The sequence below is a fragment of the Acinetobacter sp. WCHAc010034 genome (genome assembly GCF_001696615.3).
Lineage (GTDB): Bacteria > Pseudomonadota > Gammaproteobacteria > Pseudomonadales > Moraxellaceae > Acinetobacter.
In genome coordinates this window covers 20,250-41,842 of sequence record NZ_CP032278.1, presented here as the reverse complement: position 1 = coordinate 41,842, position 21,593 = coordinate 20,250, and the positions used below count along the sequence as shown (strand labels likewise).

The window sequence follows — 21,593 nt, the reverse complement described above, 5'->3', positions numbered from 1 at the left end:
CTAAATTTTAGGATTATCTATGAAAAAAATCATAATCCCTGTATTAGCCTTAATCGCTTTCAATACATACGCTGAAACAGCACAGAATGGCACAGAAACGCCAGTTGCTATAGAGGCTAGTCATACATCACTGACCACTAAAAAAGGCGAAATAGAGGTTAAAAAAGACGGAAAAACTGTATCTGTTTCTAAAGTACCTGAAAGCCCTTTAATTAATACAGTCACAACTACACAAACAACTTCAAAAGCGCCTGAAGCTAAAAAAGTAGTAAAAGAGATCCAATCTGAATCAGTCAAAGAACCTGTAGTGATTTATCAAGCCAGTGAAATTATGCCTGAGCTTAGTCAAGCCGATCTTGACTATATCAAGGCTGTAAATTCAAACGATAAAATCAACTCAATTGAAAGCAAGATCGTTAATAACGAAGCGATTAGCAAAGAAGAATTGAAGATTTTACGCCAAAAGAATCCAAACTACTGATTGACCTTTTTGACAATTTCCTCGCACTCATAACCCACTTAAATCATTCAATAAAGTAGATGCCTGGTTAAGACTGCATACTTGCAGTTTTGACCAAGCATCGGGATATGATTTTTCACAGTAAGAGTTTTAGCACGTATGGACCAAGCAATGAAGTTGCAAGTCCATACGTGCTAAAACGGTTTTATGGTGAACCAAAATGAATAAGCTTTTTTGTATTACCCTTTTTTTGTTTTCAGCATACTGTCACGCTGATTATTACGGCAAAGTCACTTACGTTTTAGACGGTGATACTGTGAGTATCACAAAACCAAACAACACTAAATGGCGGGTTAGACTGTCATTCATAGATGCCCCTGAAGTTGCCAATAATGCTAAAAATTCGCCTACACAGCCTTATGGTCAACAATCGAAACAATATTTAATGTCTATGGTCTTAAACAAAACGGTACTCGTTAAAGAGCATGGAACTGATAACAATGGTAGGTTTCTTGGTGAGCTGTACTTGAATAAATTAAATGTGAATAAAGCAATGGTCGCCAGTGGCTACGCTTGGGCTTATCGCTACAATCTTCCTGATAGAACATACATAGATTTAGAGAATAATGCTCGATCAAAAAAAATCGGGTTATGGAAAAGTCCTAACCCGATTAACCCCTATGACTGGCGAAAGAAATATTAAAATTTCATGCCTGAAGTGGGCTTATCCTGCTTTGGGCTTGACTGGCTTAACTCCTGTACCCTTGAAGCAGATAAAGATTTAAATGTTGTTTGCTGTGCTATCACTCTCTGATCTACAGCCTGTTTTACTTCAGGATTGGTTTCATAGCGTTTCACATATTGATCACCATAGCGGGCTTCAACACTTCTGATTTTTAACTCTACATTTGAATTGTTATGAACGCCTGTTGCATAGGTTTCACCTTTTTTAGTTGTGTGACCTGTGATTTTAATTTCAGCGTCTTTAGGTAAATTAGTGGTTTTAAATAAACCATCTTTTTGACTGTATGCTTCATTGAGCTTGATATAGTCACCATGAGCAACGGATAGCCCATTAGCTGACTTAGCAAAATCAGCACCCAATTTCCCCTCTTGCTTTAGCTGTATTCGGACTTCTTTAATGATTTGGTGTTTATCTAGCTCTGGGGCTTTGCTTTGAAATTGAGATACTTCAGCCTTACTATCTCCTTTCACTTCAGGCGCTTTAGGTTTATTTGATAGCTGTTCATCTACTTTCATTAAAATTTTATTTTCAAGGTTATTTAACTTTTCTTTAACCTCCATATAAACCTGTAATGCCGTAGATTCAGGTTGTTTTGAATCATGATTACCGATCGGCTTATCGAGCATCATTTCATTTTTAGTAACATTGATTAACTCAAGATGATCTCGATTTTGACGGAACATAACTAAATTGTCCTCGCCATCAACTTTGATATTTTTAGATAAATAACCATCTTGTTTTTCAAAATCATCTTTGGCAACAAGTAAGTTGCTAGTTAAGTTACTGACTATTTTTACGTCCATTTTCTCACCTGTACTTTCATCAACTTGGGTCACTTCACTAACCAGTTTTTGATTATTCAATTTAAGTCTGTCACTTTCCTGAAGCCCCTTTACAATCTCAACCTCTGTATATGGGGCAAAGCGTGTTTGCATTGCTTCTATTACTTTGAACCATTTATATTCATGCTGTTGGCGCTCCTGATCTGAAAATGGTCTTTCCCTTTCAGCTTTAAAGTCCTTTTGTTCAATAGCGTTATAGTGACGGTCATAAACGGTTAGCTTGTCTACTATGGGTTCATCTTTTAACTGTTCTATTGTGTTTTCTAGCTTGTGATAAATTTCACTATGAATATCAATATTGACGAAACGCCCAGTTTCATACAGCGCCTTTTCCATTTCATAACGATGGTATATACCTTGTCGTGATGTAATTTCAGGCACAGCCATTATTTTTAATTCAACGTCTTTGTAGCCTTTATCTCTGAAATTTTGAACTGTATTTTTTAAGGTTTGAAAATCTGCACTTGTTTGGTCAAGAACAATATTTTTCTTATGGCTTATAGCTTCTTCAATTAATTCTAAACTCCACTTTTTAGCATCATGGTGGGTGAATCCTGAAGATGTTTTATCATCCAATTTTTGCAGTTCATTATACTTGGGGTGATAGGCTCTTAATTGATCGGGGTCAATAATTACACTCCCGCCTTTATCTTTGAACTGATCTATAGAATCTCTTGCCAACTTGCCTTTACCCGATGCAGGCTGACCGCCAGTAATGACGACTTTAGGGCTGACTATAGACAGTGAGTTATTCAGAAAATCAGCTTTAATTTTCTCAAATACAAGGCTATGTTCTTCGTCACTTAGTTTGTATTGGTTGTCCATTGATCACCCTTTCATTGTGCCTTAAAGAATGTTCCAACAAACTTATAAACTGTAGGTAGTAATATCAGTCCACAAAATCCAATAATGCCTACAGTGTTATCTGATAAGTTCTCTGAAACAAACACTACGCCCAAGCAACCATAAATCACGACTAGACTTATAATTAGCTTCAGCAAAAAATTTTCATTCCTGATTACTCTGCTCGCTTTTATAGGCTTCACTATGTTTCTTGATTGATTGTATCAACTGTTCTCTATCTTGCTCGTACAAGCCCTGAAGCTCCATTGAAAGAGCCTGTCTATCATCTTCAGGCAAATGTCCTGAAGTACGCAATCCTATACGGTTTGATATGCCAGTCTGTGCAATCCTTAATAATTCAGATTCGCTTAGATCATTAAAATTAATCATCGTTATTTTTCCTTATACCTGAAGATATATAACAATAGGGTATACCCTATTGTTATATAATAATACACCCTAAAAACCCTATAACAATAGGGTTGTTTTGTTAATCTAATGTGATATAACATTGAGGTTATCTAATTTTGTTATACTGGTTATGGAAAAAGAAAATTTAGATATTGAAGATCAAATTAAAAACACACCCTTTCAAAGAGTGGGGTATATCCGTGTATCCACTAAAGACCAAAACCCTGAAAGACAGCTCCATGATCTACCCTTTGAGCTAGATAAAACTTTTATTGATCATTTTAGCGGAAAGACTGCCAAACGCCCTGCACTTCAGGAAATGTTCGATTATGTCCGTAGTGGGGACATTGTGTACGCTCATGATGTTTTTAGATTGGCACGTAGCTTGATTGACCTTGTAACCATTGTTCAAAAGCTAAATAAAAAAGGAGTGTCTGTTCATATTGTCAAAAATAACCTGAACTTTACCCCCAATTCAGATGACAAGTTCGATAAGTTTCAACTCCATGTATTAGGCGCTGTAGCTGAACTTGAAAGGGGTATTATTAGTGAGAATCAAGCAGAGGGAATTAAATTAGCTAAAAAAAAGAAAGGTAAATACAAGGGAAGATCGCCTGCGATTACAGAAGAAAAACTAAAAGAGTTAATTCATACCCTTAAAAATAAGGACGATTCATACCCTTTCACTCAAATAGCTAAAGATTATGGTGTTAGTTATATGACTTTAATTCGATATAGGAAAAAGTATGCAAAACAAATTAACGCCCAGTCTGATTGACCTTTTTGACAATTTTCTCGCACTCATAACAAAAAATAAAGGAAAATTTTAAGATCAATTGGATTTAAGATATACAACAATTATGTTTAAACCTATATAAGAAAACACATTAAGCTTCTTTTATAAGGCATTTTTAAAATGATAATTCAACATAAAAGTCGGCAGAGTAAAACTTGAAGTGCGACATAAACCACCTAATTAATTTAAAGGGTTTATGGAGTATATAAAATTGTCATACCATCATCTTAACTTTGAAGATCGTACTGCATTAATGCTTGAGTCAAGAAAAGAAGGCTTTTCAGCCAGAAAATTTGCTGAACTTATTAAAAGACATCCTAGTACGATCTATCGTGAGCTTAAAAGAAATAGCATCAATGACGTTTATCAAGCTCGATATGCTTCTGATAACACTTTTGCTAGACGTAGACGTGGTCACAGAAAACTCAAAATCGATTCAATCCTCTGGAAATTTATTGTTGAAGCGATCCGTTGTTTATGGTCTCCTCAGCAAATAGCAAAGCGTTTAAAGACATTTCCTGATTTGGATCAAACAATGAATGTAAGCCATACAACGATTTATTCAACGATACGAGCATTACCCAAGGGTGAGTTGAAAAAAGACTTATTATCCTGTCTACGTCATGAAAATAAAAAGCGAAAAGCTAACGGTGAACCTAAAAAAGATTCTATATTACAGGATATTAAAACTATTCATGAGCGCCCAGCCGAAGTTCAAGAAAGAAAAATACCGGGTCATTGGGAAGCTGATTTAATTAAAGGTAAAGACAATAAAAGTTCGATAGCAACACTTATTGAACGAAATACACGGCTCTGTATCTTGGCAACATTACCTGATGCAAAGGCAGAATCAGTGCGCAAGGCTTTAACTGAAGCTCTGAAATATTTACCTGCAGAACTGCGTAAAACGTTGACCTATGACCGTGGACGCGAGATGGCAGAACATAAAATACTTGAAGAAGATTTAGGCATAGATGTATATTTCTGTGACCCACATTCACCCTGGCAAAAAGGCACATGCGAAAATATGAATGGTTTAATTAGGCAATATTTACCTAAAGGGATTGATTTAAATCAGGCAGATCAGCATTATTTAAATCAAGTTGCCATGTCACTGAATACTCGTCCTAGAAAAGCGTTAGATTGGCTTACACCATTAGAGAAATTTGCTCAGCTTGTTGATTATCATAAGACTTTTCAAACTGTCGCACCTCATGTTTGAATTCGCCGTCCCTCATCCTCGCCTTCTTTCAAAGTGAGAAGGCGATTTCAATAGCAATATGAATCACTCATTATAAACATTCATTCAGTTTAGAAATAATCTAGAGATATTATGATTAACAGCAGAATTATCGATAAAATCAAATAAGTATTGATATTATTAAAGCTCTTAAGATAATTTAACATTCGTCATTTCCCATAAGAATTTAATAAAATACTATATGGCTGACAGATAGATAAAAGACTAGGAAAAGAAAAGCAGACAAAAAAATACCATCGATAATAAAATCGGTTAAAAATGTTGCACGATGAAATTTAAATAAACTTGTAAAGCTAATAAATTAACAATTTTATATTCATAAAAACTTAAATCACAAGTTAAGCTAATAAACAGTTTTAGATATTTTAAATAAGTTCATTTTAAAAACCAAAATTTAGATTTATTGGTGATATAAAACGGCGAATTCAAACATGAGGTGCGACAGTTTCAAAAGCCATATGATAATCAACAAGCTGAGCAAATTTCTCTAATGGTGTAAGCCAATCTAACGCCTTTCTAGGACGAGTATTCAGTGACATGGCAACTTGATTTAAATAATGCTGATCTGCCTGATTTAAATCAATCCCTTTAGGTAAATATTGCCTAATTAAACCATTCATATTTTCGCATGTGCCTTTTTGCCAGGGTGAATGTGGGTCACAGAAATATACATCTATGCCTAAATCTTCTTCGAGTATTTTATGTTCTGACATCTCACGTCCACGGTCATAGGTCAACGTTTTACGCAGTTCTGCAGGTAAATATTTCAGAGCTTCAGTTAAAGCCTTGCGCACTGATTCTGCCTTTGCATCAGGTAATGTTGCCAAGATACAGAGCCGTGTATTTCGTTCAATAAGTGTTGCTATCGAACTTTTATTGTCTTTACCTTTAATTAAATCAGCTTCCCAATGACCCGGTATTTTTCTTTCTTGAACTTCGGCTGGGCGCTCATGAATAGTTTTAATATCCTGTAATATAGAATCTTTTTTAGGTTCACCGTTAGCTTTTCGCTTTTTATTTTCATGACGTAGACAGGATAATAAGTCTTTTTTCAACTCACCCTTGGGTAATGCTCGTATCGTTGAATAAATCGTTGTATGGCTTACATTCATTGTTTGATCCAAATCAGGAAATGTCTTTAAACGCTTTGCTATTTGCTGAGGAGACCATAAACAACGGATCGCTTCAACAATAAATTTCCAGAGGATTGAATCGATTTTGAGTTTTCTGTGACCACGTCTACGTCTAGCAAAAGTGTTATCAGAAGCATATCGAGCTTGATAAACGTCATTGATGCTATTTCTTTTAAGCTCACGATAGATCGTACTAGGATGTCTTTTAATGAGTTCAGCAAATTTTCTGGCTGAAAAGCCTTCTTTTCTTGACTCAAGCATTAATGCAGTACGATCTTCAAAGTTAAGATGATGGTATGACAATTTTATATACTCCATAAACCCTTTAAATTAATTAGGTGGTTTATGTCGCACTTCAAGTTTTACTCTGCCCTCCATTGTTTTCAATTTATCGGATTTCTAAAAACATGAGATATATGTTTCAATAAAAGTTTTTAAGAACTTTATACACCAAATACCAATGCTTCACTTATGATAAAGTGGATTAAAATTGCAGAAAATGGGTAAATCCATAAAAAATGTCAACATCTTCAAATATACAATTGTATTTCAATTTCCGTTGTTTATAGTTGGAACATTTTTTTAAATCTCTACACTCAAGGTTAGATTTATGTCTACTGCTCATAAAAAAGCATCCTTATTGCAAAAAGTCAGTAAAGGACTCACAGTTGGTTCAGTCATTACAGGAAGCACGTTTTTACATGGTCCCCCTGTTTTGGCACTCGGTTTTACCAAGCTGTTTAAAAAATCAAAAAAAGTAGACGAAACCAATATTCAATTGGCCAATAGCTGGATTGGTGTAAACAACCACCTGATTGAAAAGGTGCTGCCAAACCTAAAGTGGGATATGGGTATAGGAAGTTCAACCGCCCTTTTTGGCGAGTCTGGCGGGTAGGAAGCGGCCGCGCAAGCGCCGCTTTGGGCACAGATCGGGCACAGATCGGGGGTTCATGCGTGGGTTTTCGACATCGCGGGGCCACGCAGCGGCTCAGTGCGTAGCCATTTCTCACCGAATCCCGGCACAGGGCCGAGCGCAGCCCTGCGGGGTCGTGGCCGCATCGGATCGGACTCTGGCTTGGCTGCCGGCTGTGTGGCCGGCGCCTCATCACGCGGCGGGCGGCGGGGCGCGCGCTGCGGGCCGGTAGTGCGCTTGCTCCAGCGCGCCGTGTTTCTCGAAGTGGGCGAGGATGGCGCGAATGGCCTTGGGGTCTTCGATGCTGGCGACGATCCGCACCGCGCCGCCGCAGTGGGCGCAGGTGGTGATGTCGATGGAAAAGACCCGCTTGAGCCGTTGCGCCCAGCTCATCGCACGGCGCTTCTGCTCGGGGCTGCGCGGCTCGTCGTGGGCGCTGACGTCCACTGGCGCCGCATCGCCCGCAGGCCGCCTGCCGCGCCCCGAGGGCGTCAGCTGCGCGCGCAGGTTTGCATTCGGGGCGAATACGCCGTGGAAGCGGGTGAGATGCGCGCGTGGCGGCGGGACCAGTGCCGCCAGCTTGGCGATGAAGTCCACCGCATCCCATTCGACATGCGTGGTGCCATTGCGCCACGGCGTCTTGAGCTGGTAACGCACCCTGCCCTGTGGCGAGATCGATAGCCGCTGCTCGCTGATCGCCGGGCGCGTGATGTAGCGGCACAGCTTTTCGAGCTTGTGGCTTTCGTGTGCTTCCGCGGCCACGCCGGCATGCAGCGAGAAGCCGCCGACCTTGCCGGCGTCGCCCTCCAGCGGACCGGCGTCGCCAGGCAGCGTTTGCAGCGTGACGACCTTGCGGCCAGCGTCGCGACCGGTGGCGATGCGGTAGGTCATCGAACTCATCCGCAGCCCATCCATGCCGTCGTCGCTACCCGCGCTGTCGGACAGGAACACGGATTCGTCTTCGCCTTCGAGCCAGCCGCGGCGCGACAGGTGCCGGCACACGCGATGCGCGATGGTGTTGGCCAGTTCCGTCAGTTGCGCCGATGTGGGCGCACGGGTGCGGTGCAGGCGCGGCTTGCGCTGCGGACGCTCGGTGGTGTCCTCGTACACGCCGTCGAGCCACAGCATGTGGAAGTGGATGTTGAGATTCAGCGCGCTGCCGAAGCGCTGGATCAGGGTCACCACGCCGCATTGCGCCGTATCCCGCGGCACGCCGGCCTGATCGGCAAGCCAACCGGCGATCACACGATGCACGATGCCCAGCACCGGGCCGATCGCCTCAGGCTTGCTGGCGAACAGGAAGCGCAACGGGTACGGGAAACTCAGCACCCATTGCCGCACCGGCCGCGGGCCGAACACCTCGTCCACCAGATGCCGCGCCGACTCGGCCATGCGCCGTGCGCCGCAGCTCGGGCACAGCCCGCGCTTCTTGCAGGAATACGCCACCAGCCTCTCGGCACGACAGTGCTCGCAGACCACGCGCAGGAAGCCGTGCTCGAGCACGCCGCAGCGCAGGTAGGTCTCGAACTCCTCGCGCACATACTCGGGCAGCGGGCGGTCTTCGGCCTCAAGACGCGCGATGAAGTCCGGGTAGTGCGCCTGCACTAGCGCGTACAGCAGCGTGCGCTCGGGCAGGTGGCGCGCGTAACGCGCAGCGGCGTGGGCGGCCGGCAGTGGCGCGCACACCTCGGCCTGCCGCCGGGGTGCGGTCAGGCGCGGCACGCAGCGCTCCGTTGCAGGGACGGCTGCTCAGGGTTGCGCCCGCGAGCACGCGTTCATATCGGCGTTTTCTGATCTTCGCGTCAGACATTGCCGCGGGGCGGGTAGGAAGTCTCCCGCCTCGGACGCCAGAACGCACAAAGCCCGGCACGAGGCCGGGCTTTGTGGTCTTGCTTGATGGATCGCGGGGCTTAGAAATCCATGCCGCCCATGCCGCCCATGCCGCCGCCGGCCGGCATCGCCGGCTCGTCCTTCTTCGGGGCCTCGGCCACCATCGCTTCGGTGGTGATCATCAGGCCCGCGATCGACGCGGCGTTCTGCAGCGCGGTGCGGGTGACCTTGGTCGGGTCCAGGATGCCGAACTCGATCATGTCGCCGAACTCGCCGTTGGCGGCGTTGTAGCCGAACGCACCCGAACCTTCGACCACGCGGTTGAGGATGACCGACGGCTCATCGCCGGCATTGGTCACGATCTCGCGCAGCGGGGCTTCCATCGCGCGCAGGGCGATCTGGATGCCGTGGTTCTGGTCTTCGTTCACGCCCTTGATGCCGGCGATCGCCGCCTTGGCACGGATCAGGGCGACGCCGCCGCCCGGGACGATGCCTTCCTCGACGGCCGCACGGGTCGCGTGCAGGGCGTCTTCGACGCGCGCCTTCTTTTCCTTCATCTCGACTTCGGTGGCGGCACCGACCTTGATCACCGCAACGCCGCCGGCCAGCTTGGCCACGCGCTCCTGCAGCTTCTCGCGGTCGTAGTCGGAGGAGGTCTCCTCGATCTGCGCCTTGATCTGCTTGATGCGCGCCTCGATGCCCGCGCCTTCGCCGGCGCCATCGATGATGGTGGTGTTTTCCTTCGACACCTGGATCTTCTTGGCGCGGCCGAGGTCCTTGATGGTGGCCTTCTCCAGCGACAGGCCGACTTCCTCGGAAATCACCACGCCGCCGGTCAGGATCGCCATGTCTTCCAGCATCGCCTTGCGACGGTCGCCGAAGCCCGGGGCCTTCACCGCGCAGACCTTGACGATGCCGCGGATGGTGTTGACCACCAGGGTCGCCAGCGCTTCGCCTTCGACTTCCTCCGCCACGATCAGCAGCGGCTTGCCGGCCTTGGCCACGCCCTCGAGGACGGGCAGCAGGTCGCGCACGTTGGAGATCTTCTTGTCGTACAGCAGGATGAAGGGATCATCCAGGTCGGCCGACATCGACTGCTGGTTGTTGACGAAGTACGGGCTCAGGTAGCCGCGGTCGAACTGCATGCCCTCGACCACGTCGAGTTCGTTGTCCAGGCCGCTGCCTTCCTCGACCGTGATCACGCCTTCCTTGCCGACCTTGTCCATCGCCTGCGCGATCAGGTCGCCGATGTTGGCATCCGAGTTCGCGGAGATCGCGCCGACCTGGGCGATTTCCTTGCTGGTCGACGACGGCTTGGACAGCGACTTCAGTTCGCCGACCGCGGCCTTCACCGCCTGGTCGATGCCGCGCTTCAGGTCCATCGGGTTCATGCCGGCGGCGACCGCCTTCATGCCCTCGCGGATGAACGCCTGCGCCAGCACGGTGGCGGTGGTGGTGCCGTCGCCGGCGTTGTCGGAGGTCTTGGAAGCGACTTCCTTCACCATCTGCGCGCCCATGTTCTCGAACGCGTCAGCCAGTTCGATTTCCTTGGCGACGGAGACGCCGTCCTTGGTGATGGTCGGCGCGCCGTAGCTCTTCTGCAGCACGACGTTGCGGCCCTTCGGGCCGAGGGTCGCCTTCACGGCGTTGGCGAGCACGTTGACGCCGCGCACCATCTTGGAGCGCGCGTCTTCGCCGAAACGAATGTCCTTGGCAGCCATTGCGAATTACCTCGAAAAATTATTCGGATGAGAAATGTGTGGGAGCGACGCGCGATCAGCCGAGGATCGCGAACAGGTCGTCTTCCTTCACCACCAGCAGCTCGACGCCGTCCAGCTTCACTTCGGTGCCGCTGTACTTGCCGAACAGCACCTTGTCGCCGACCTTGACCTGCGGCGCGCGGACCTGGCCGTTGTCCAGCACCTTGCCGGTGCCGACGGCGACGACTTCGCCCTTGATCGGCTTCTCGGTGGCCGAATCCGGGATCACGATCCCGCCGGCGGACAGCTTCTCTTCTTCCATGCGCTTGATGACCACGCGGTCGTGCAGCGGCTTGATATTGGACATGGCAACCTCGGTAAATGGTTGATTGACGTGGAAAAACCCGGCGATTTTAGCAGTCGCGCGAAGCGAGTGCCAAACCGCGGACAACAGAACCGGGCGAACCCGGCATGCCACCGAGATGGGGCGGGCCCGCCGACTTTCAAGGGCCGCACGCGGATGTCCGCCAGGCCCGCCGGATCGGGGCAGCCGCTACCCTATGCCGGTGAGCGCCCTGATCTGCTTCTGCACCTGTCCCGACGCCGACAGCGCCGAGCGCATCGCCACCGCGCTGGTGGCCGAGCGCCTGGCCGCCTGCGTCAACCTCCTGCCCGGCCTGCGTTCGGTCTATCGCTGGCAACGCAAGGTCGAGGCCGCGGCCGAGGTCCTGCTGCTGGTCAAGACCAGTGCCGAGGCCTACCCCGCCCTGCAGGAACGCCTGCGCCAACTGCATCCCTACGAACTCCCGGAGCTGCTCGCGGTCGAAGCCGCGTCCGGCCTGCCCGAATACCTGCAATGGCTGGCCGCCGAGAGCCGACCGGTAAACTGAGCCAATGACCGCATCCACGATCCGCCTGCGCCGCTGGCTGGCCGGGCTCGCCCTGCTGCTTGCGCTGCCCGCGACCTCGGCCGTCGCCCAGGACTTCGAACTGCCGCCGGTCGACGAGGTCTTCGTCCTGTCCGCGCAGGCCACCGCGCCGGACCGCATCGAGGTGCGCTGGCGGATCGCCGACGGCTATTACCTGTACCGGCACCGCACCTCGGTCAAGGCCGATGCCGCCTTCACCGGCGCGACCATGGCGCTGCCGAAGGGCAAGGCCTACCGCGACGAATTCTTCGGCGACGTCGAAACCTACCGCAAGGAATTGCTCGGCACCCTCACCGGCACGCCCGCGGCCGGCGCGAGCGCGACCACCCTGACCGTGAAGTACCAGGGCTGCGCCGATGCCGGCGTGTGCTACCCGCCGCAGACCCGCACCCTGAAGGTCGCGTTGCCGGGCGAAGCGGGCGCTGGCGGCTTCGGCTGTAAGGCGCGCGGGCTGCATGATTATGTCGTCAAGAACGGCTCTGCCGATCATCCCAACGCCGAGGTGAAATTCGCACTGGGTGATGTGGTCAACACCATGATCGGCTGCACTAATGGTGAAACGATCATGCTGTGCCACGACACCTCGCTGCCGCGCCCCTATTCTCTCGGCTTTCGGGTGCAAGGCACCGAGGGGCTGTGGATGGACGTCAACAAGTCGATCTATCTGGAGGGCAAGAGCCCACAGCCGCACCGCTGGGAGCCTGCCGAGGGCTGGTTTGCGAAATACGATCACCCGCTATGGAAACGCTACGCCGATCTGGCGGCAGGGGCCGGGCATGGCGGGATGGACTGGTTCGTGATCCACGCTTTTGTCGAGGCGCTGAAGGCCAAGGCCCCGATGCCAATCGACATTTACGACGCGCTGGCCTGGAGCGCGATCACGCCTCTGTCGGAACAATCGATTGCTGAGGGCAATCGCACGTTAGATTTTCCCGACTTCACCCGAGGGCAGTGGCGCACCCGCAAGCCGATCTTTGCGCTGAACGACGCCTATTGATCGACGCGATTTAGGCCAAGCGCACCGCAAAGGCGAAATTGGTAATCTTGTCGGTATCCTTGACGCCCGGCGCGCTTTCGACGCCGCTGGAGGTATCGACCAGCGGCGCTCCGGTGCGCGCAATCGCCTCGGCAACATTCGTCGGATTTAGCCCGCCTGCCAGCCCCCACGGCAAGGCACCGCGATATCCGGCCAGCAGCGACCAGTCGAACGCCAACCCCATGCCGCCGGGCAGCGCGCCTTTGGGGGTCTTGGCGTCGAACAAGATCAAGTCCGCCGCCCCGGCATAGGCTGCGGCGCGTGCGACATCGCTGGCGCTGGCGACGGGCAGCGCCTTCCACACCGGCTTGCCAAACCGCGCGCGCAACTGGGCCACGCGTTCGGGCGATTCCGAACCGTGCAGCTGCAGCGCGTTCAGCTTGGCTGCCACCAGTGCGTCGGCGATGACAGCATCATCCGCATCGACGAACAAACCGACCATGGCGATCTGGCCAGCTGCGCGCGATGTCAAAGCGCCCGCGACATTCGACGTAACCGCACGGGGCGACGCTGGATAGAACACCAACCCGGCATAGTCCGCCCGCGCCGCGATGGTCGCATCGAGCGCCTCGGGTGTGCTGATCCCGCAAATCTTGATTTTCGCGGGCATGCGGTCAGTCGGGGTTCTGGATCAGCCGCACCAGCGTGCAGTCGGGATCGATCAGGTAGCCGATCCTCAGGCCGCTCGCCTCCAGTTGCGGAGCTTTGAAGCGCGGCCAGCCGGTGCTTTTTTCCTCGGCTCCCGCCGCGTTCACCAATGCCACCATGGCATCGAGATCATCCAACCGCAGGCAACAGCCGAACGAGCTCGTAGCTGGGTCGAGGTCAGGATAGGGGAAGAATTCGAGCTGCAAACCGCCGCGCTGCAGGATCATCCAGCCGCGATCCTTCCAACTCGTCGCAAAGCCCAGCTTCGCATAAAACGCCTCTGTCACATCGAAATCGCGCGATGGCAGATTGGGGGTGACGTGGTCAGCCATGGCTCAGCGCAGCTTGTCGGCCATGCGGGCCGTATGAGTGATTGCGGCGCGGCTATCGGGGGCGGAATGGCTCATCACGATCATGCTGGCCTTGGGGAACGCCGCACCAAACGCGCGCGCTGACGCGGCGTAGTGCTCAGTGTCGGCATCACCGAGATTGCCGAGCGACTTGGCCTTGCTGTCCTTGATCAGGCAGCCACCAAAAGCGATGTCGGTGCCGTCGATCCCAACGGTGATATTGTCACTGGTGTGGCCGGGGCCGGGGTAAAATACCTTGAGCGGGCCAAAGTTGGGCGCGGTTGCTGGTTCGACCCAGCCATTGGCGGCGAAAGTCAGGCTGTGTTGCGCCGCAACCATCCCCTCTTGCGGGGCAAGCTGGTTCGACAACGCATTGGCATAAGTCGCAATCCCCGCCGCATGCAGCGCGTCCATACCGCCCATCTTGTCCTGATGCGCGTGAGTCACCACCGCCAGCGCGACCGGCAGGTTGATCTCCTGCTTGATCCAGTTGAGGATCTGGGCGGTCTGGTCATCGGTCCAGGCGGTATCGACCACCAGCACGCGGCCGCCATCCCTGACGATCAAACCGTTGGAAGCGACTGCCCCGAAACCCGGCATGTCGAGATAGGAAGTGTGCTGCCAGACATTCGGTGCGAGCTGGCGGAAAACCAGATCGCCAAACCGTTGGTCGCCAGTTTCCATTTGCTGGCCAATCGTCGGGCGGATTTCACCGGGCATGCACCCGCTCAGCATCAATGCAGCGGCTAATGCGGTGCTCAGCTTCGCGACCGGGTGCATAATATTGGGCAATTCCATCAAGTTTTCCTTTTATTCAGCATTAAAAACCCCGCAAATGCGAGGCCTAGTAAATAGATGATCTTAATTTGGTTCACTGTAGCAAAAATATGGGGCGAATTCAAACATGAGGTGCGACAGTTTCAAAAGCCATATGATAATCAACAAGCTGAGCAAATTTCTCTAATGGTGTAAGCCAATCTAACGCCTTTCTAGGACGAGTATTCAGTGACATGGCAACTTGATTTAAATAATGCTGATCTGCCTGATTTAAATCAATCCCTTTAGGTAAATATTGCCTAATTAAACCATTCATATTTTCGCATGTGCCTTTTTGCCAGGGTGAATGTGGGTCACAGAAATATACATCTATGCCTAAATCTTCTTCGAGTATTTTATGTTCTGACATCTCACGTCCACGGTCATAGGTCAACGTTTTACGCAGTTCTGCAGGTAAATATTTCAGAGCTTCAGTTAAAGCCTTGCGCACTGATTCTGCCTTTGCATCAGGTAATGTTGCCAAGATACAGAGCCGTGTATTTCGTTCAATAAGTGTTGCTATCGAACTTTTATTGTCTTTACCTTTAATTAAATCAGCTTCCCAATGACCCGGTATTTTTCTTTCTTGAACTTCGGCTGGGCGCTCATGAATAGTTTTAATATCCTGTAATATAGAATCTTTTTTAGGTTCACCGTTAGCTTTTCGCTTTTTATTTTCATGACGTAGACAGGATAATAAGTCTTTTTTCAACTCACCCTTGGGTAATGCTCGTATCGTTGAATAAATCGTTGTATGGCTTACATTCATTGTTTGATCCAAATCAGGAAATGTCTTTAAACGCTTTGCTATTTGCTGAGGAGACCATAAACAACGGATCGCTTCAACAATAAATTTCCAGAGGATTGAATCGATTTTGAGTTTTCTGTGACCACGTCTACGTCTAGCAAAAGTGTTATCAGAAGCATATCGAGCTTGATAAACGTCATTGATGCTATTTCTTTTAAGCTCACGATAGATCGTACTAGGATGTCTTTTAATGAGTTCAGCAAATTTTCTGGCTGAAAAGCCTTCTTTTCTTGACTCAAGCATTAATGCAGTACGATCTTCAAAGTTAAGATGATGGTATGACAATTTTATATACTCCATAAACCCTTTAAATTAATTAGGTGGTTTATGTCGCACTTCAAGTTTTACTCTGCCAACTTTAAATCAGTGGCTCCACTAACACTCTTCACTTATTTATTTAAAATTTAGCGACGTTAAAAGACAATTAAGTATTTTTAGATAATGCTTAGAATCAATTCAATTCATCAAGTTTTAAAAAATAATTCCTTTTGTCAGGTCTATCATTTTTTAAATGCTTTAAAAATATTTTAGCAGTTTCCTCCGAGGCATCCTCTCTTAGGCAACGTTCAACAAAGGATATATCTACAAATTCATCAGCTAACCCAGCACGGCCAAGATCTAAAAAGTAAATTTCATTGAATTTATCTATAAAAATATTACTATCCGTGATATCGCCATGAGAAAAAACCAATCTTTCTTCAACACGAGTCTCAGTTAACTCATTCCATAGACTTAGGTAAGTTCTATGGTCTCCCCATAATTCAGCGTCAAAATCATCTTGATCTATATCGTCAAGGAGTTGGTTATCAATAAAAAATTTTGACTCTTTTAACCGATGATCAATGTTTGAAATAAATGGACAATCAATAATAGCAACTGAATTTAACAGATTGAGTGCCTCCTTATAGATAGCAAGCAATTCTTGGTCTGTTAAAAAAAGCGCTGAAATTGGTTTTGCATTGATCGCTTTAGTGATCATTAATTCAAACTGCTCATCCTGAAAAGTCATGATGAGTTCAGGCACCTTTAATTTCTCAGAGAGCCAACTCAACATTTTCGCTTCGCGAGAGACACTGTATGTGGTCTCTGTATATAAAGTGCTAGATCGCTTAAGAAAAAAAGTTTCATTATTTCGATTAAAAGAATAAACATCCGATGGCGACTGACCAATTTTATTTGGCTCTAAAACGCTGTTTCCAATAAATTGTTGAATAATATTGGGCAATTCCATCAAGTTTTCCTTTTATTCAGCATTAAAAACCCCGCAAATGCGAGAGAGGTGGTCCCACTTGTTTGAACAACTAAAAGCGTATTTATAAGTGATATTCCGCTCTAGTTAAGCCACCTTGTTTTGTTGGGGTAGCTGATCATAGTAAAACTCATTTGGTGTCATTTTGTCTAGACTCGAATGAGGTCGTTTCAAATTATAAAACTCAAAATATGCACTTAATTGCTTTTTCGCATCTGTGACACTGCTATAAGCTTTGAGATACACCTCTTCATATTTAACGCTCCGCCATAATCGTTCAACCATCACATTATCTACCCATCGACCTTTACCATCCATACTGATTTGAATGCCATTTGATTTCAATACATCAATAAATGCATCACTGGTAAACTGGCTGCCTTGGTCTGTATTAAATATTTCAGGTCGACCATATTTTTCAATCGCTTCATTTAAAGCCGAAATACAAAAATCCACCTCCATACTAATCGATACTCTATGCGCAAGTACCTTGCGGCTATGCCAATCAATCACAGCACATAAATAAACAAAGCCTTTTGCCATAGGGATATACGTTATATCCGTAGACCACACTTGATTACTGCGCTGAATAGCCAATCCTTTGAGCAGATATGGATATTTACGGTGAGCTTGATTAGCCTGGCTTAAATTTGGTTTGCAATATAACGCCTGAATACCCATTTTCTTCATTAAAGTACGTGTATGACGTCGTCCTATATGATGTCCTTGACGATTCAACAAATCACGCATCATACGACTGCCTGCAAAAGGATATTGCATATGTAATTCATCAATACATCGCATCAGCTTCAGATCTGATGCACTCACAGGTTTTGGGCGATAGTAATAACAACCACGGGAGACTTTCAGCAGCTTAGCTTGCTTAGATACTGAAATCTGAAGTGAGTCGTCGATTAACTTTTGTGGTTGAAGCGGCCCAGTTTCTTCAACACACCTTCTAAAAAATCAATTTCTAATGCCTGCTCACCGATTTTTGCATGTAGTTTTTTTAGATCGATGGGTGGTTCTGTTGGAGCTTTTGATTGATCGAAAGCTTGCGAGGAAGCTGAGATCAATTGATTTTTCCAGTCAATAATTTGGTTTTGATGAACATCAAACTCAGCACTCAATTCAGCAAGTGTTTTTTCTGCTTTAATCGCAGCAAGTGCTACCTTAGCTTTAAAATCATTTGAATGATTTCTTCTTGGTCTACGTGCCATAAAATACTCCATATATTGATGTTTATAACATCATTTGAGGAGCAGAATATCACTTATAGGAGTTGTTCAAATTTACGGATCCATCTCTTCTAAACATACTGAAAATTTTGATTTTCGTTGTAGCTTTAGTTATTTTTATTAAATTCATTATAAGTGAATACTTAGGTGTAATTTTTAGCAAAGAAATTACAGTTTTTGCGGGGATGTTTTTAGCACTCGCAATTCTTGTTTATGAAATTATTTCAATTTGTATATCTAGACTAATTAATAAAATTCACTATGACGCAGATCAACGTGAAGCTATTGAAACATTTGAAAAGCATCAACTTAATGTTGGCTTTATCGTAGCTGACTTGCCAAAAGATCAAAAAAACAATGAGTTAAAAGATTGTGTTGAAGCTTATATCACTCTAGCGAAACAAAATTTACCATTTGTTTTGATTAATTCAGACAATGTATCTACTTCAGGAATATATTTTTCAGGGCAACGTGGAAAGCGTGACCATAATAAATACAAAATCATCATTAAAAGAAACTTAGACTAAAAACAGAGATGGATCCGTAAATTTGAACAACTCCTATAAGTGATATTCTGCTCCTCAAATGATGTTATAAACATCAATATATGGAGTATTTTATGGCACGTAGACCAAGAAGAAATCATTCAAATGATTTTAAAGCTAAGGTAGCACTTGCTGCGATTAAAGCAGAAAAAACACTTGCTGAATTGAGTGCTGAGTTTGATGTTCATCAAAACCAAATTATTGACTGGAAAAATCAATTGATCTCAGCTTCCTCGCAAGCTTTCGATCAATCAAAAGCTCCAACAGAACCACCCATCGATCTAAAAAAACTACATGCAAAAATCGGTGAGCAGGCATTAGAAATTGATTTTTTAGAAGGTGTGTTGAAGAAACTGGGCCGCTTCAACCACAAAAGTTAATCGACGACTCACTTCAGATTTCAGTATCTAAGCAAGCTAAGCTGCTGAAAGTCTCCCGTGGTTGTTATTACTATCGCCCAAAACCTGTGAGTGCATCAGATCTGAAGCTGATGCGATGTATTGATGAATTACATATGCAATATCCTTTTGCAGGCAGTCGTATGATGCGTGATTTGTTGAATCGTCAAGGACATCATATAGGACGACGTCATACACGTACTTTAATGAAGAAAATGGGTATTCAGGCGTTATATTGCAAACCAAATTTAAGCCAGGCTAATCAAGCTCACCGTAAATATCCATATCTGCTCAAAGGATTGGCTATTCAGCGCAGTAATCAAGTGTGGTCTACGGATATAACGTATATCCCTATGGCAAAAGGCTTTGTTTATTTATGTGCTGTGATTGATTGGCATAGCCGCAAGGTACTTGCGCATAGAGTATCGATTAGTATGGAGGTGGATTTTTGTATTTCGGCTTTAAATGAAGCGATTGAAAAATATGGTCGACCTGAAATATTTAATACAGACCAAGGCAGCCAGTTTACCAGTGATGCATTTATTGATGTATTGAAATCAAATGGCATTCAAATCAGTATGGATGGTAAAGGTCGATGGGTAGATAATGTGATGGTTGAACGATTATGGCGGAGCGTTAAATATGAAGAGGTGTATCTCAAAGCTTATAGCAGTGTCACAGATGCGAAAAAGCAATTAAGTGCATATTTTGAGTTTTATAATTTGAAACGACCTCATTCGAGTCTAGACAAAATGACACCAAATGAGTTTTACTATGATCAGCTACCCCAACAAAACAAGGTGGCTTAACTAGAGCGGAATATCACTTATAAATACGCTTTTAGTTGTTCAAACAAGTGGGACCACCTCTAACAACCTTTTAGAAAAATAAAAAAGCCAGTATAGAACTGGCTTTTTTTGCTTAGTACGCTTAAAAATAATTTTCTTCAGGATACCTAATTCTTTGTAGAACAACTCCAATTAAGCCCGCTACAAGCATGTAAACCGCTTTCATATACCACATGCCCCACATAACGGTAATTGTGGTCGCTGAAAATTCTTGTACTGGCTGACCAAGAAAATTAGTTGTTTGATTAAATGATTTTTCTGAAGCTTCAAGCGCATAATAATTTAATGCAGGGAATAAGCAGACAACCAATAAAACAGCTACCGTAGGGTAAAGCATAGCTTTAGGTATATCCCATTTGATAGCAAAGTACAGCGCCACTACCAAAGCAATTAAGCCAACACTAGACTTCATTCCAGTGGCAAAATCTAAACCTACGGCACTTGAGCCTTTCCATACTAGAAAGCAAAAAACAGCTATCAGAAAAGCGACAAAGCCCGCAAAAATTTTAAATTGTTCCTGTTCTTGGTAATCCATATATGAATCCTTAACTATTAACTGCGGTGTCAGTATGATTGTTATAGCCTAACAACGGTTTATTTTCAGGTGGTGGAATGTCTACAACGTCCCGATCGACATTGACCAGAATTGATGTGAACTCACTTGAAGCAATCAATTCCTTTGCTTCAGTAATATAAGAATCTTCAGTCTGATCATTGATTAAGTAAAATGCCGTTGGTGGGTTGGTGTCTGTAAGCAATACGTTTGCAATTGGACTTTTAGGGCTTAGATTATATCGCAAGCACTTAATGAATGACCTATTCTGCATTGTAAGCGTGTCTAAGAGTTCTTTTTCACCCAAGCTCTCAAATGGTAGCCAAGTTTGATTTAAAGGCACTAGAGCAATTTCTTCAATCTTTGCGATACCACTATCCGCAAATCCAAAAGTCCCAATTGCTAATAGGTTTACATCGTCTTGATAATGCGCCTGCTCAAGCTCGGCTTCAAAGCGTTTATTAACTCGGCTATACATTTTTGCATCCATAAATAAATGCAAGGTTGGGGCATGTTTTAGAATGATTCTGCCCCCATCAAAACGTGCATCTTCAATAGACTTAATCACACCAATAAATATTTTTAATGGGCGTTTATTGCCTTTAACTTTCAGGTCTGCCAACTCTGCTTTTCTTCGGGCTTCAATCTCATTGTGTTTGGTTTGGTCGTAATATTCAGGGATATAAACCAATCCACTTAAATCATCTTTTTTATTCTTTTTATCATTCAAAGCTACTTTTAATGCCTTGCGAAATTGAAACCAATTATGCTTCATGTTCGGTTGGTGGCGGTTTAACAAAGCTTCTTCAAGCAAGTAATCTAACGTCCCTTTTAAGGTCAATTTTGTTGTTTCAGCTTTTACAGTATCTTTAGGTGTATCACTTGGCGTAGGCGCTTGTTTGGATACATTGCTTTTTGACAAACTGAACTCAAACTTTAAAACACTTGCCCCTGTTTCATCTGTCTTGATAGCTTCCCCAATAACCTCGCCTAGTCCTGAAATTTCAGTAGGTGGCTCATAGCTTAGGCAACTAAAGTCGTGCTGATCTGCGCTGTTAGGCATACGCTTTAAAACAAAGTTTTCGCCAATTTTAGCGATATACATTTCAATGTTTTTTTGTGGCAGACAAGCGCAAATAGGTCTAATCCCTTTTTGATAACACTCTTGCAAAATTGCCTGTGTTAATACTTCATCATCAGGACTAACAATTTTTCCATTATGTATAAAATTATTCATAAAA

General features: G+C 46.0%; 21 protein-coding genes and 3 pseudogenes. 10 read left to right on the top strand and 14 right to left on the bottom strand.

The window, feature by feature from the left end; all coding sequences use genetic code 11:
• Nucleotides 1-19: 19 nt before the first annotated feature.
• Together BEN74_RS01230 and BEN74_RS01225 are read left to right on the top strand one after the other, a co-directional pair.
• Nucleotides 20-481, top strand: a complete 462-nt coding sequence (locus BEN74_RS01230) for a hypothetical protein (RefSeq protein ID WP_015060707.1) — start codon at nt 20-22, stop codon at nt 479-481.
• Between the two features lie 199 nt (nt 482-680).
• Complete coding sequence (locus BEN74_RS01225) at nt 681-1,163, top strand: thermonuclease family protein (RefSeq protein ID WP_015060706.1); 483 nt, start codon at nt 681-683, stop codon at nt 1,161-1,163.
• Here BEN74_RS01225 and BEN74_RS01220 read toward each other — a convergent pair.
• Nucleotides 1,160-2,872, bottom strand: coding sequence for a zeta toxin family protein (locus BEN74_RS01220; protein ID WP_015060705.1), 1,713 nt, complete (start codon nt 2,870-2,872; stop codon nt 1,160-1,162). The two genes, BEN74_RS01225 and BEN74_RS01220, sit on opposite strands and share 4 nt — an antisense overlap.
• A gap of 183 nt (nt 2,873-3,055) precedes the next feature.
• On the bottom strand, nt 3,056-3,280 hold the full coding sequence (locus BEN74_RS01215; protein ID WP_015056389.1) for a hypothetical protein: 225 nt from the start codon (nt 3,278-3,280) through the stop codon (nt 3,056-3,058).
• 151 nt (nt 3,281-3,431) lie between these two features.
• On the opposite strand from BEN74_RS01215, the gene BEN74_RS01210 reads away from it, so the two are divergent.
• Both BEN74_RS01210 and BEN74_RS01205 read left to right on the top strand, forming a co-directional pair.
• Complete coding sequence (locus tag BEN74_RS01210; protein ID WP_004993315.1) at nt 3,432-4,079, top strand: recombinase family protein; 648 nt, start codon at nt 3,432-3,434, stop codon at nt 4,077-4,079.
• Between the two features lie 271 nt (nt 4,080-4,350).
• Nucleotides 4,351-5,319 carry an IS30 family transposase gene (locus tag BEN74_RS01205; RefSeq protein WP_014538385.1) on the top strand — a complete coding sequence of 323 codons (969 nt, stop codon included), beginning with the start codon at nt 4,351-4,353 and terminating at the stop codon, nt 5,317-5,319.
• A 464-nt stretch (nt 5,320-5,783) separates the two neighbouring features.
• Here the strand turns inward: BEN74_RS01205 and BEN74_RS01200 are convergent, their stop codons facing one another.
• Nucleotides 5,784-6,752, bottom strand: a complete 969-nt coding sequence (locus tag BEN74_RS01200; protein ID WP_005804963.1) for an IS30 family transposase — start codon at nt 6,750-6,752, stop codon at nt 5,784-5,786.
• A 349-nt stretch (nt 6,753-7,101) separates the two neighbouring features.
• Here BEN74_RS01200 and BEN74_RS01195 point away from each other — a divergent pair.
• Nucleotides 7,102-7,347 (top strand): annotated as a pseudogene (locus BEN74_RS01195) (hypothetical protein); the annotation flags it as partial.
• Nucleotides 7,348-7,596: 249 nt separating this feature from the next.
• On the opposite strand, the gene BEN74_RS01185 reads toward BEN74_RS01195, so the two are convergent.
• The 3 genes from BEN74_RS01185 to groES all read right to left on the bottom strand — a co-directional run bounded on the left by BEN74_RS01185 (nt 7,597) and on the right by groES (nt 11,301).
• Nucleotides 7,597-9,090, bottom strand: coding sequence for an IS91 family transposase (locus BEN74_RS01185; protein ID WP_043907034.1), 1,494 nt, complete (start codon nt 9,088-9,090; stop codon nt 7,597-7,599).
• Between the two features lie 224 nt (nt 9,091-9,314).
• Nucleotides 9,315-10,955 carry a chaperonin GroEL gene (gene groL, locus BEN74_RS01180; protein ID WP_004201176.1) on the bottom strand — a complete coding sequence of 547 codons (1,641 nt, stop codon included), beginning with the start codon at nt 10,953-10,955 and terminating at the stop codon, nt 9,315-9,317.
• A 55-nt stretch (nt 10,956-11,010) separates the two neighbouring features.
• Nucleotides 11,011-11,301, bottom strand: coding sequence for a co-chaperone GroES (groES, locus tag BEN74_RS01175; protein ID WP_004201172.1), 291 nt, complete (start codon nt 11,299-11,301; stop codon nt 11,011-11,013).
• A gap of 193 nt (nt 11,302-11,494) precedes the next feature.
• Between groES and cutA the strand changes: the two genes are divergently transcribed.
• The 3 genes and pseudogenes from cutA to BEN74_RS19640 all read left to right on the top strand — a co-directional run.
• Nucleotides 11,495-11,824 (top strand): divalent-cation tolerance protein CutA, encoded by a 330-nt coding sequence (cutA, locus tag BEN74_RS01170; RefSeq protein ID WP_004201171.1) that lies wholly within the window; start codon nt 11,495-11,497, stop codon nt 11,822-11,824.
• 4 nt (nt 11,825-11,828) lie between these two features.
• Nucleotides 11,829-12,203, top strand: a pseudogene (locus tag BEN74_RS19645) (protein-disulfide reductase DsbD domain-containing protein); the annotation flags it as partial.
• A gap of 90 nt (nt 12,204-12,293) precedes the next feature.
• Nucleotides 12,294-12,860: pseudogene (locus BEN74_RS19640) on the top strand (twin-arginine translocation (TAT) pathway signal sequence domain protein); the annotation flags it as partial.
• A gap of 10 nt (nt 12,861-12,870) precedes the next feature.
• On the opposite strand, the gene BEN74_RS01160 reads toward BEN74_RS19640, so the two are convergent.
• From BEN74_RS01160 to BEN74_RS01135, 6 genes are all read right to left on the bottom strand, one after another.
• On the bottom strand, nt 12,871-13,509 hold the full coding sequence (locus BEN74_RS01160; RefSeq protein ID WP_004201168.1) for a phosphoribosylanthranilate isomerase: 639 nt from the start codon (nt 13,507-13,509) through the stop codon (nt 12,871-12,873).
• A 4-nt stretch (nt 13,510-13,513) separates the two neighbouring features.
• A complete protein-coding gene (gene ble / locus BEN74_RS01155) occupies nt 13,514-13,879 on the bottom strand; it encodes a bleomycin binding protein Ble-MBL (protein ID WP_004201167.1) in 366 nt (121 codons plus the stop codon).
• Between the two features lie 3 nt (nt 13,880-13,882).
• Nucleotides 13,883-14,695 carry a subclass B1 metallo-beta-lactamase NDM-1 gene (locus tag BEN74_RS01150; protein ID WP_004201164.1) on the bottom strand — a complete coding sequence of 271 codons (813 nt, stop codon included), beginning with the start codon at nt 14,693-14,695 and terminating at the stop codon, nt 13,883-13,885.
• Nucleotides 14,696-14,795: 100 nt separating this feature from the next.
• A complete protein-coding gene (locus tag BEN74_RS01145) occupies nt 14,796-15,764 on the bottom strand; it encodes an IS30 family transposase (RefSeq protein ID WP_005804963.1) in 969 nt (322 codons plus the stop codon).
• Nucleotides 15,765-15,972: 208 nt separating this feature from the next.
• Nucleotides 15,973-16,752: an APH(3')-VI family aminoglycoside O-phosphotransferase gene (locus BEN74_RS01140; protein WP_014386410.1), complete on the bottom strand. Its 780-nt coding sequence runs from the start codon at nt 16,750-16,752 to the stop codon at nt 15,973-15,975.
• 105 nt (nt 16,753-16,857) lie between these two features.
• Nucleotides 16,858-17,990 (bottom strand): IS3-like element ISAba14 family transposase gene (locus BEN74_RS01135; RefSeq protein ID WP_223155595.1). Its coding sequence is split into 2 segments (ribosomal slippage): nt 16,858-17,738 and nt 17,738-17,990, totalling 1,134 coding nucleotides; the frame shifts between segments, so codons are not numbered across the junction.
• Between the two features lie 107 nt (nt 17,991-18,097).
• Between BEN74_RS01135 and BEN74_RS01130 the strand changes: the two genes are divergently transcribed.
• The gene (locus tag BEN74_RS01130; protein ID WP_017480454.1) at nt 18,098-18,535 is read left to right on the top strand and encodes a hypothetical protein; all 438 of its coding nucleotides are present in this window, start codon (nt 18,098-18,100) and stop codon (nt 18,533-18,535) included.
• 92 nt (nt 18,536-18,627) lie between these two features.
• A protein-coding gene (locus tag BEN74_RS01125) for an IS3-like element ISAba14 family transposase (RefSeq protein WP_223155595.1) occupies nt 18,628-19,760 on the top strand; the annotation gives its coding sequence in 2 pieces (ribosomal slippage) (nt 18,628-18,880 and nt 18,880-19,760; 1,134 coding nt in all).
• Nucleotides 19,761-19,881: 121 nt separating this feature from the next.
• Here the strand turns inward: BEN74_RS01125 and BEN74_RS01120 are convergent.
• Both BEN74_RS01120 and BEN74_RS01115 read right to left on the bottom strand, forming a co-directional pair.
• The gene (locus BEN74_RS01120) at nt 19,882-20,334 is read right to left on the bottom strand and encodes a hypothetical protein (RefSeq protein WP_004993232.1); all 453 of its coding nucleotides are present in this window, start codon (nt 20,332-20,334) and stop codon (nt 19,882-19,884) included.
• 10 nt (nt 20,335-20,344) lie between these two features.
• The gene (locus tag BEN74_RS01115) at nt 20,345-21,589 is read right to left on the bottom strand and encodes a DUF1173 family protein (RefSeq protein WP_015060702.1); all 1,245 of its coding nucleotides are present in this window, start codon (nt 21,587-21,589) and stop codon (nt 20,345-20,347) included.
• Nucleotides 21,590-21,593 lie beyond the last annotated feature (4 nt).

What these genes read in the sequence shown, in the direction of transcription:
- BEN74_RS01120 (WP_004993232.1), bottom strand. Translation starts at nt 20,334, where the DNA reads ATGGATTACCAAGAACAGGAACAATTTAAAATTTTTGCGGGCTTTGTC.
- BEN74_RS01150 (WP_004201164.1), bottom strand. Translation starts at nt 14,695, where the DNA reads ATGGAATTGCCCAATATTATGCACCCGGTCGCGAAGCTGAGCACCGCA.
- BEN74_RS01200 (WP_005804963.1), bottom strand. Translation starts at nt 6,752, where the DNA reads ATGCTTGAGTCAAGAAAAGAAGGCTTTTCAGCCAGAAAATTTGCTGAA.
- BEN74_RS01115 (WP_015060702.1), bottom strand. Translation starts at nt 21,589, where the DNA reads ATGAATAATTTTATACATAATGGAAAAATTGTTAGTCCTGATGATGAA.
- groES (WP_004201172.1), bottom strand. Translation starts at nt 11,301, where the DNA reads ATGTCCAATATCAAGCCGCTGCACGACCGCGTGGTCATCAAGCGCATG.
- BEN74_RS01210 (WP_004993315.1), top strand. Translation starts at nt 3,432, where the DNA reads ATGGAAAAAGAAAATTTAGATATTGAAGATCAAATTAAAAACACACCC.
- groL (WP_004201176.1), bottom strand. Translation starts at nt 10,955, where the DNA reads ATGGCTGCCAAGGACATTCGTTTCGGCGAAGACGCGCGCTCCAAGATG.
- ble (WP_004201167.1), bottom strand. Translation starts at nt 13,879, where the DNA reads ATGGCTGACCACGTCACCCCCAATCTGCCATCGCGCGATTTCGATGTG.
- BEN74_RS01225 (WP_015060706.1), top strand. Translation starts at nt 681, where the DNA reads ATGAATAAGCTTTTTTGTATTACCCTTTTTTTGTTTTCAGCATACTGT.
- BEN74_RS01230 (WP_015060707.1), top strand. Translation starts at nt 20, where the DNA reads ATGAAAAAAATCATAATCCCTGTATTAGCCTTAATCGCTTTCAATACA.
- BEN74_RS01140 (WP_014386410.1), bottom strand. Translation starts at nt 16,752, where the DNA reads ATGGAATTGCCCAATATTATTCAACAATTTATTGGAAACAGCGTTTTA.
- BEN74_RS01145 (WP_005804963.1), bottom strand. Translation starts at nt 15,764, where the DNA reads ATGCTTGAGTCAAGAAAAGAAGGCTTTTCAGCCAGAAAATTTGCTGAA.
- BEN74_RS01215 (WP_015056389.1), bottom strand. Translation starts at nt 3,280, where the DNA reads ATGATTAATTTTAATGATCTAAGCGAATCTGAATTATTAAGGATTGCA.
- BEN74_RS01220 (WP_015060705.1), bottom strand. Translation starts at nt 2,872, where the DNA reads ATGGACAACCAATACAAACTAAGTGACGAAGAACATAGCCTTGTATTT.
- BEN74_RS01160 (WP_004201168.1), bottom strand. Translation starts at nt 13,509, where the DNA reads ATGCCCGCGAAAATCAAGATTTGCGGGATCAGCACACCCGAGGCGCTC.
- BEN74_RS01205 (WP_014538385.1), top strand. Translation starts at nt 4,351, where the DNA reads ATGCTTGAGTCAAGAAAAGAAGGCTTTTCAGCCAGAAAATTTGCTGAA.
- cutA (WP_004201171.1), top strand. Translation starts at nt 11,495, where the DNA reads ATGCCGGTGAGCGCCCTGATCTGCTTCTGCACCTGTCCCGACGCCGAC.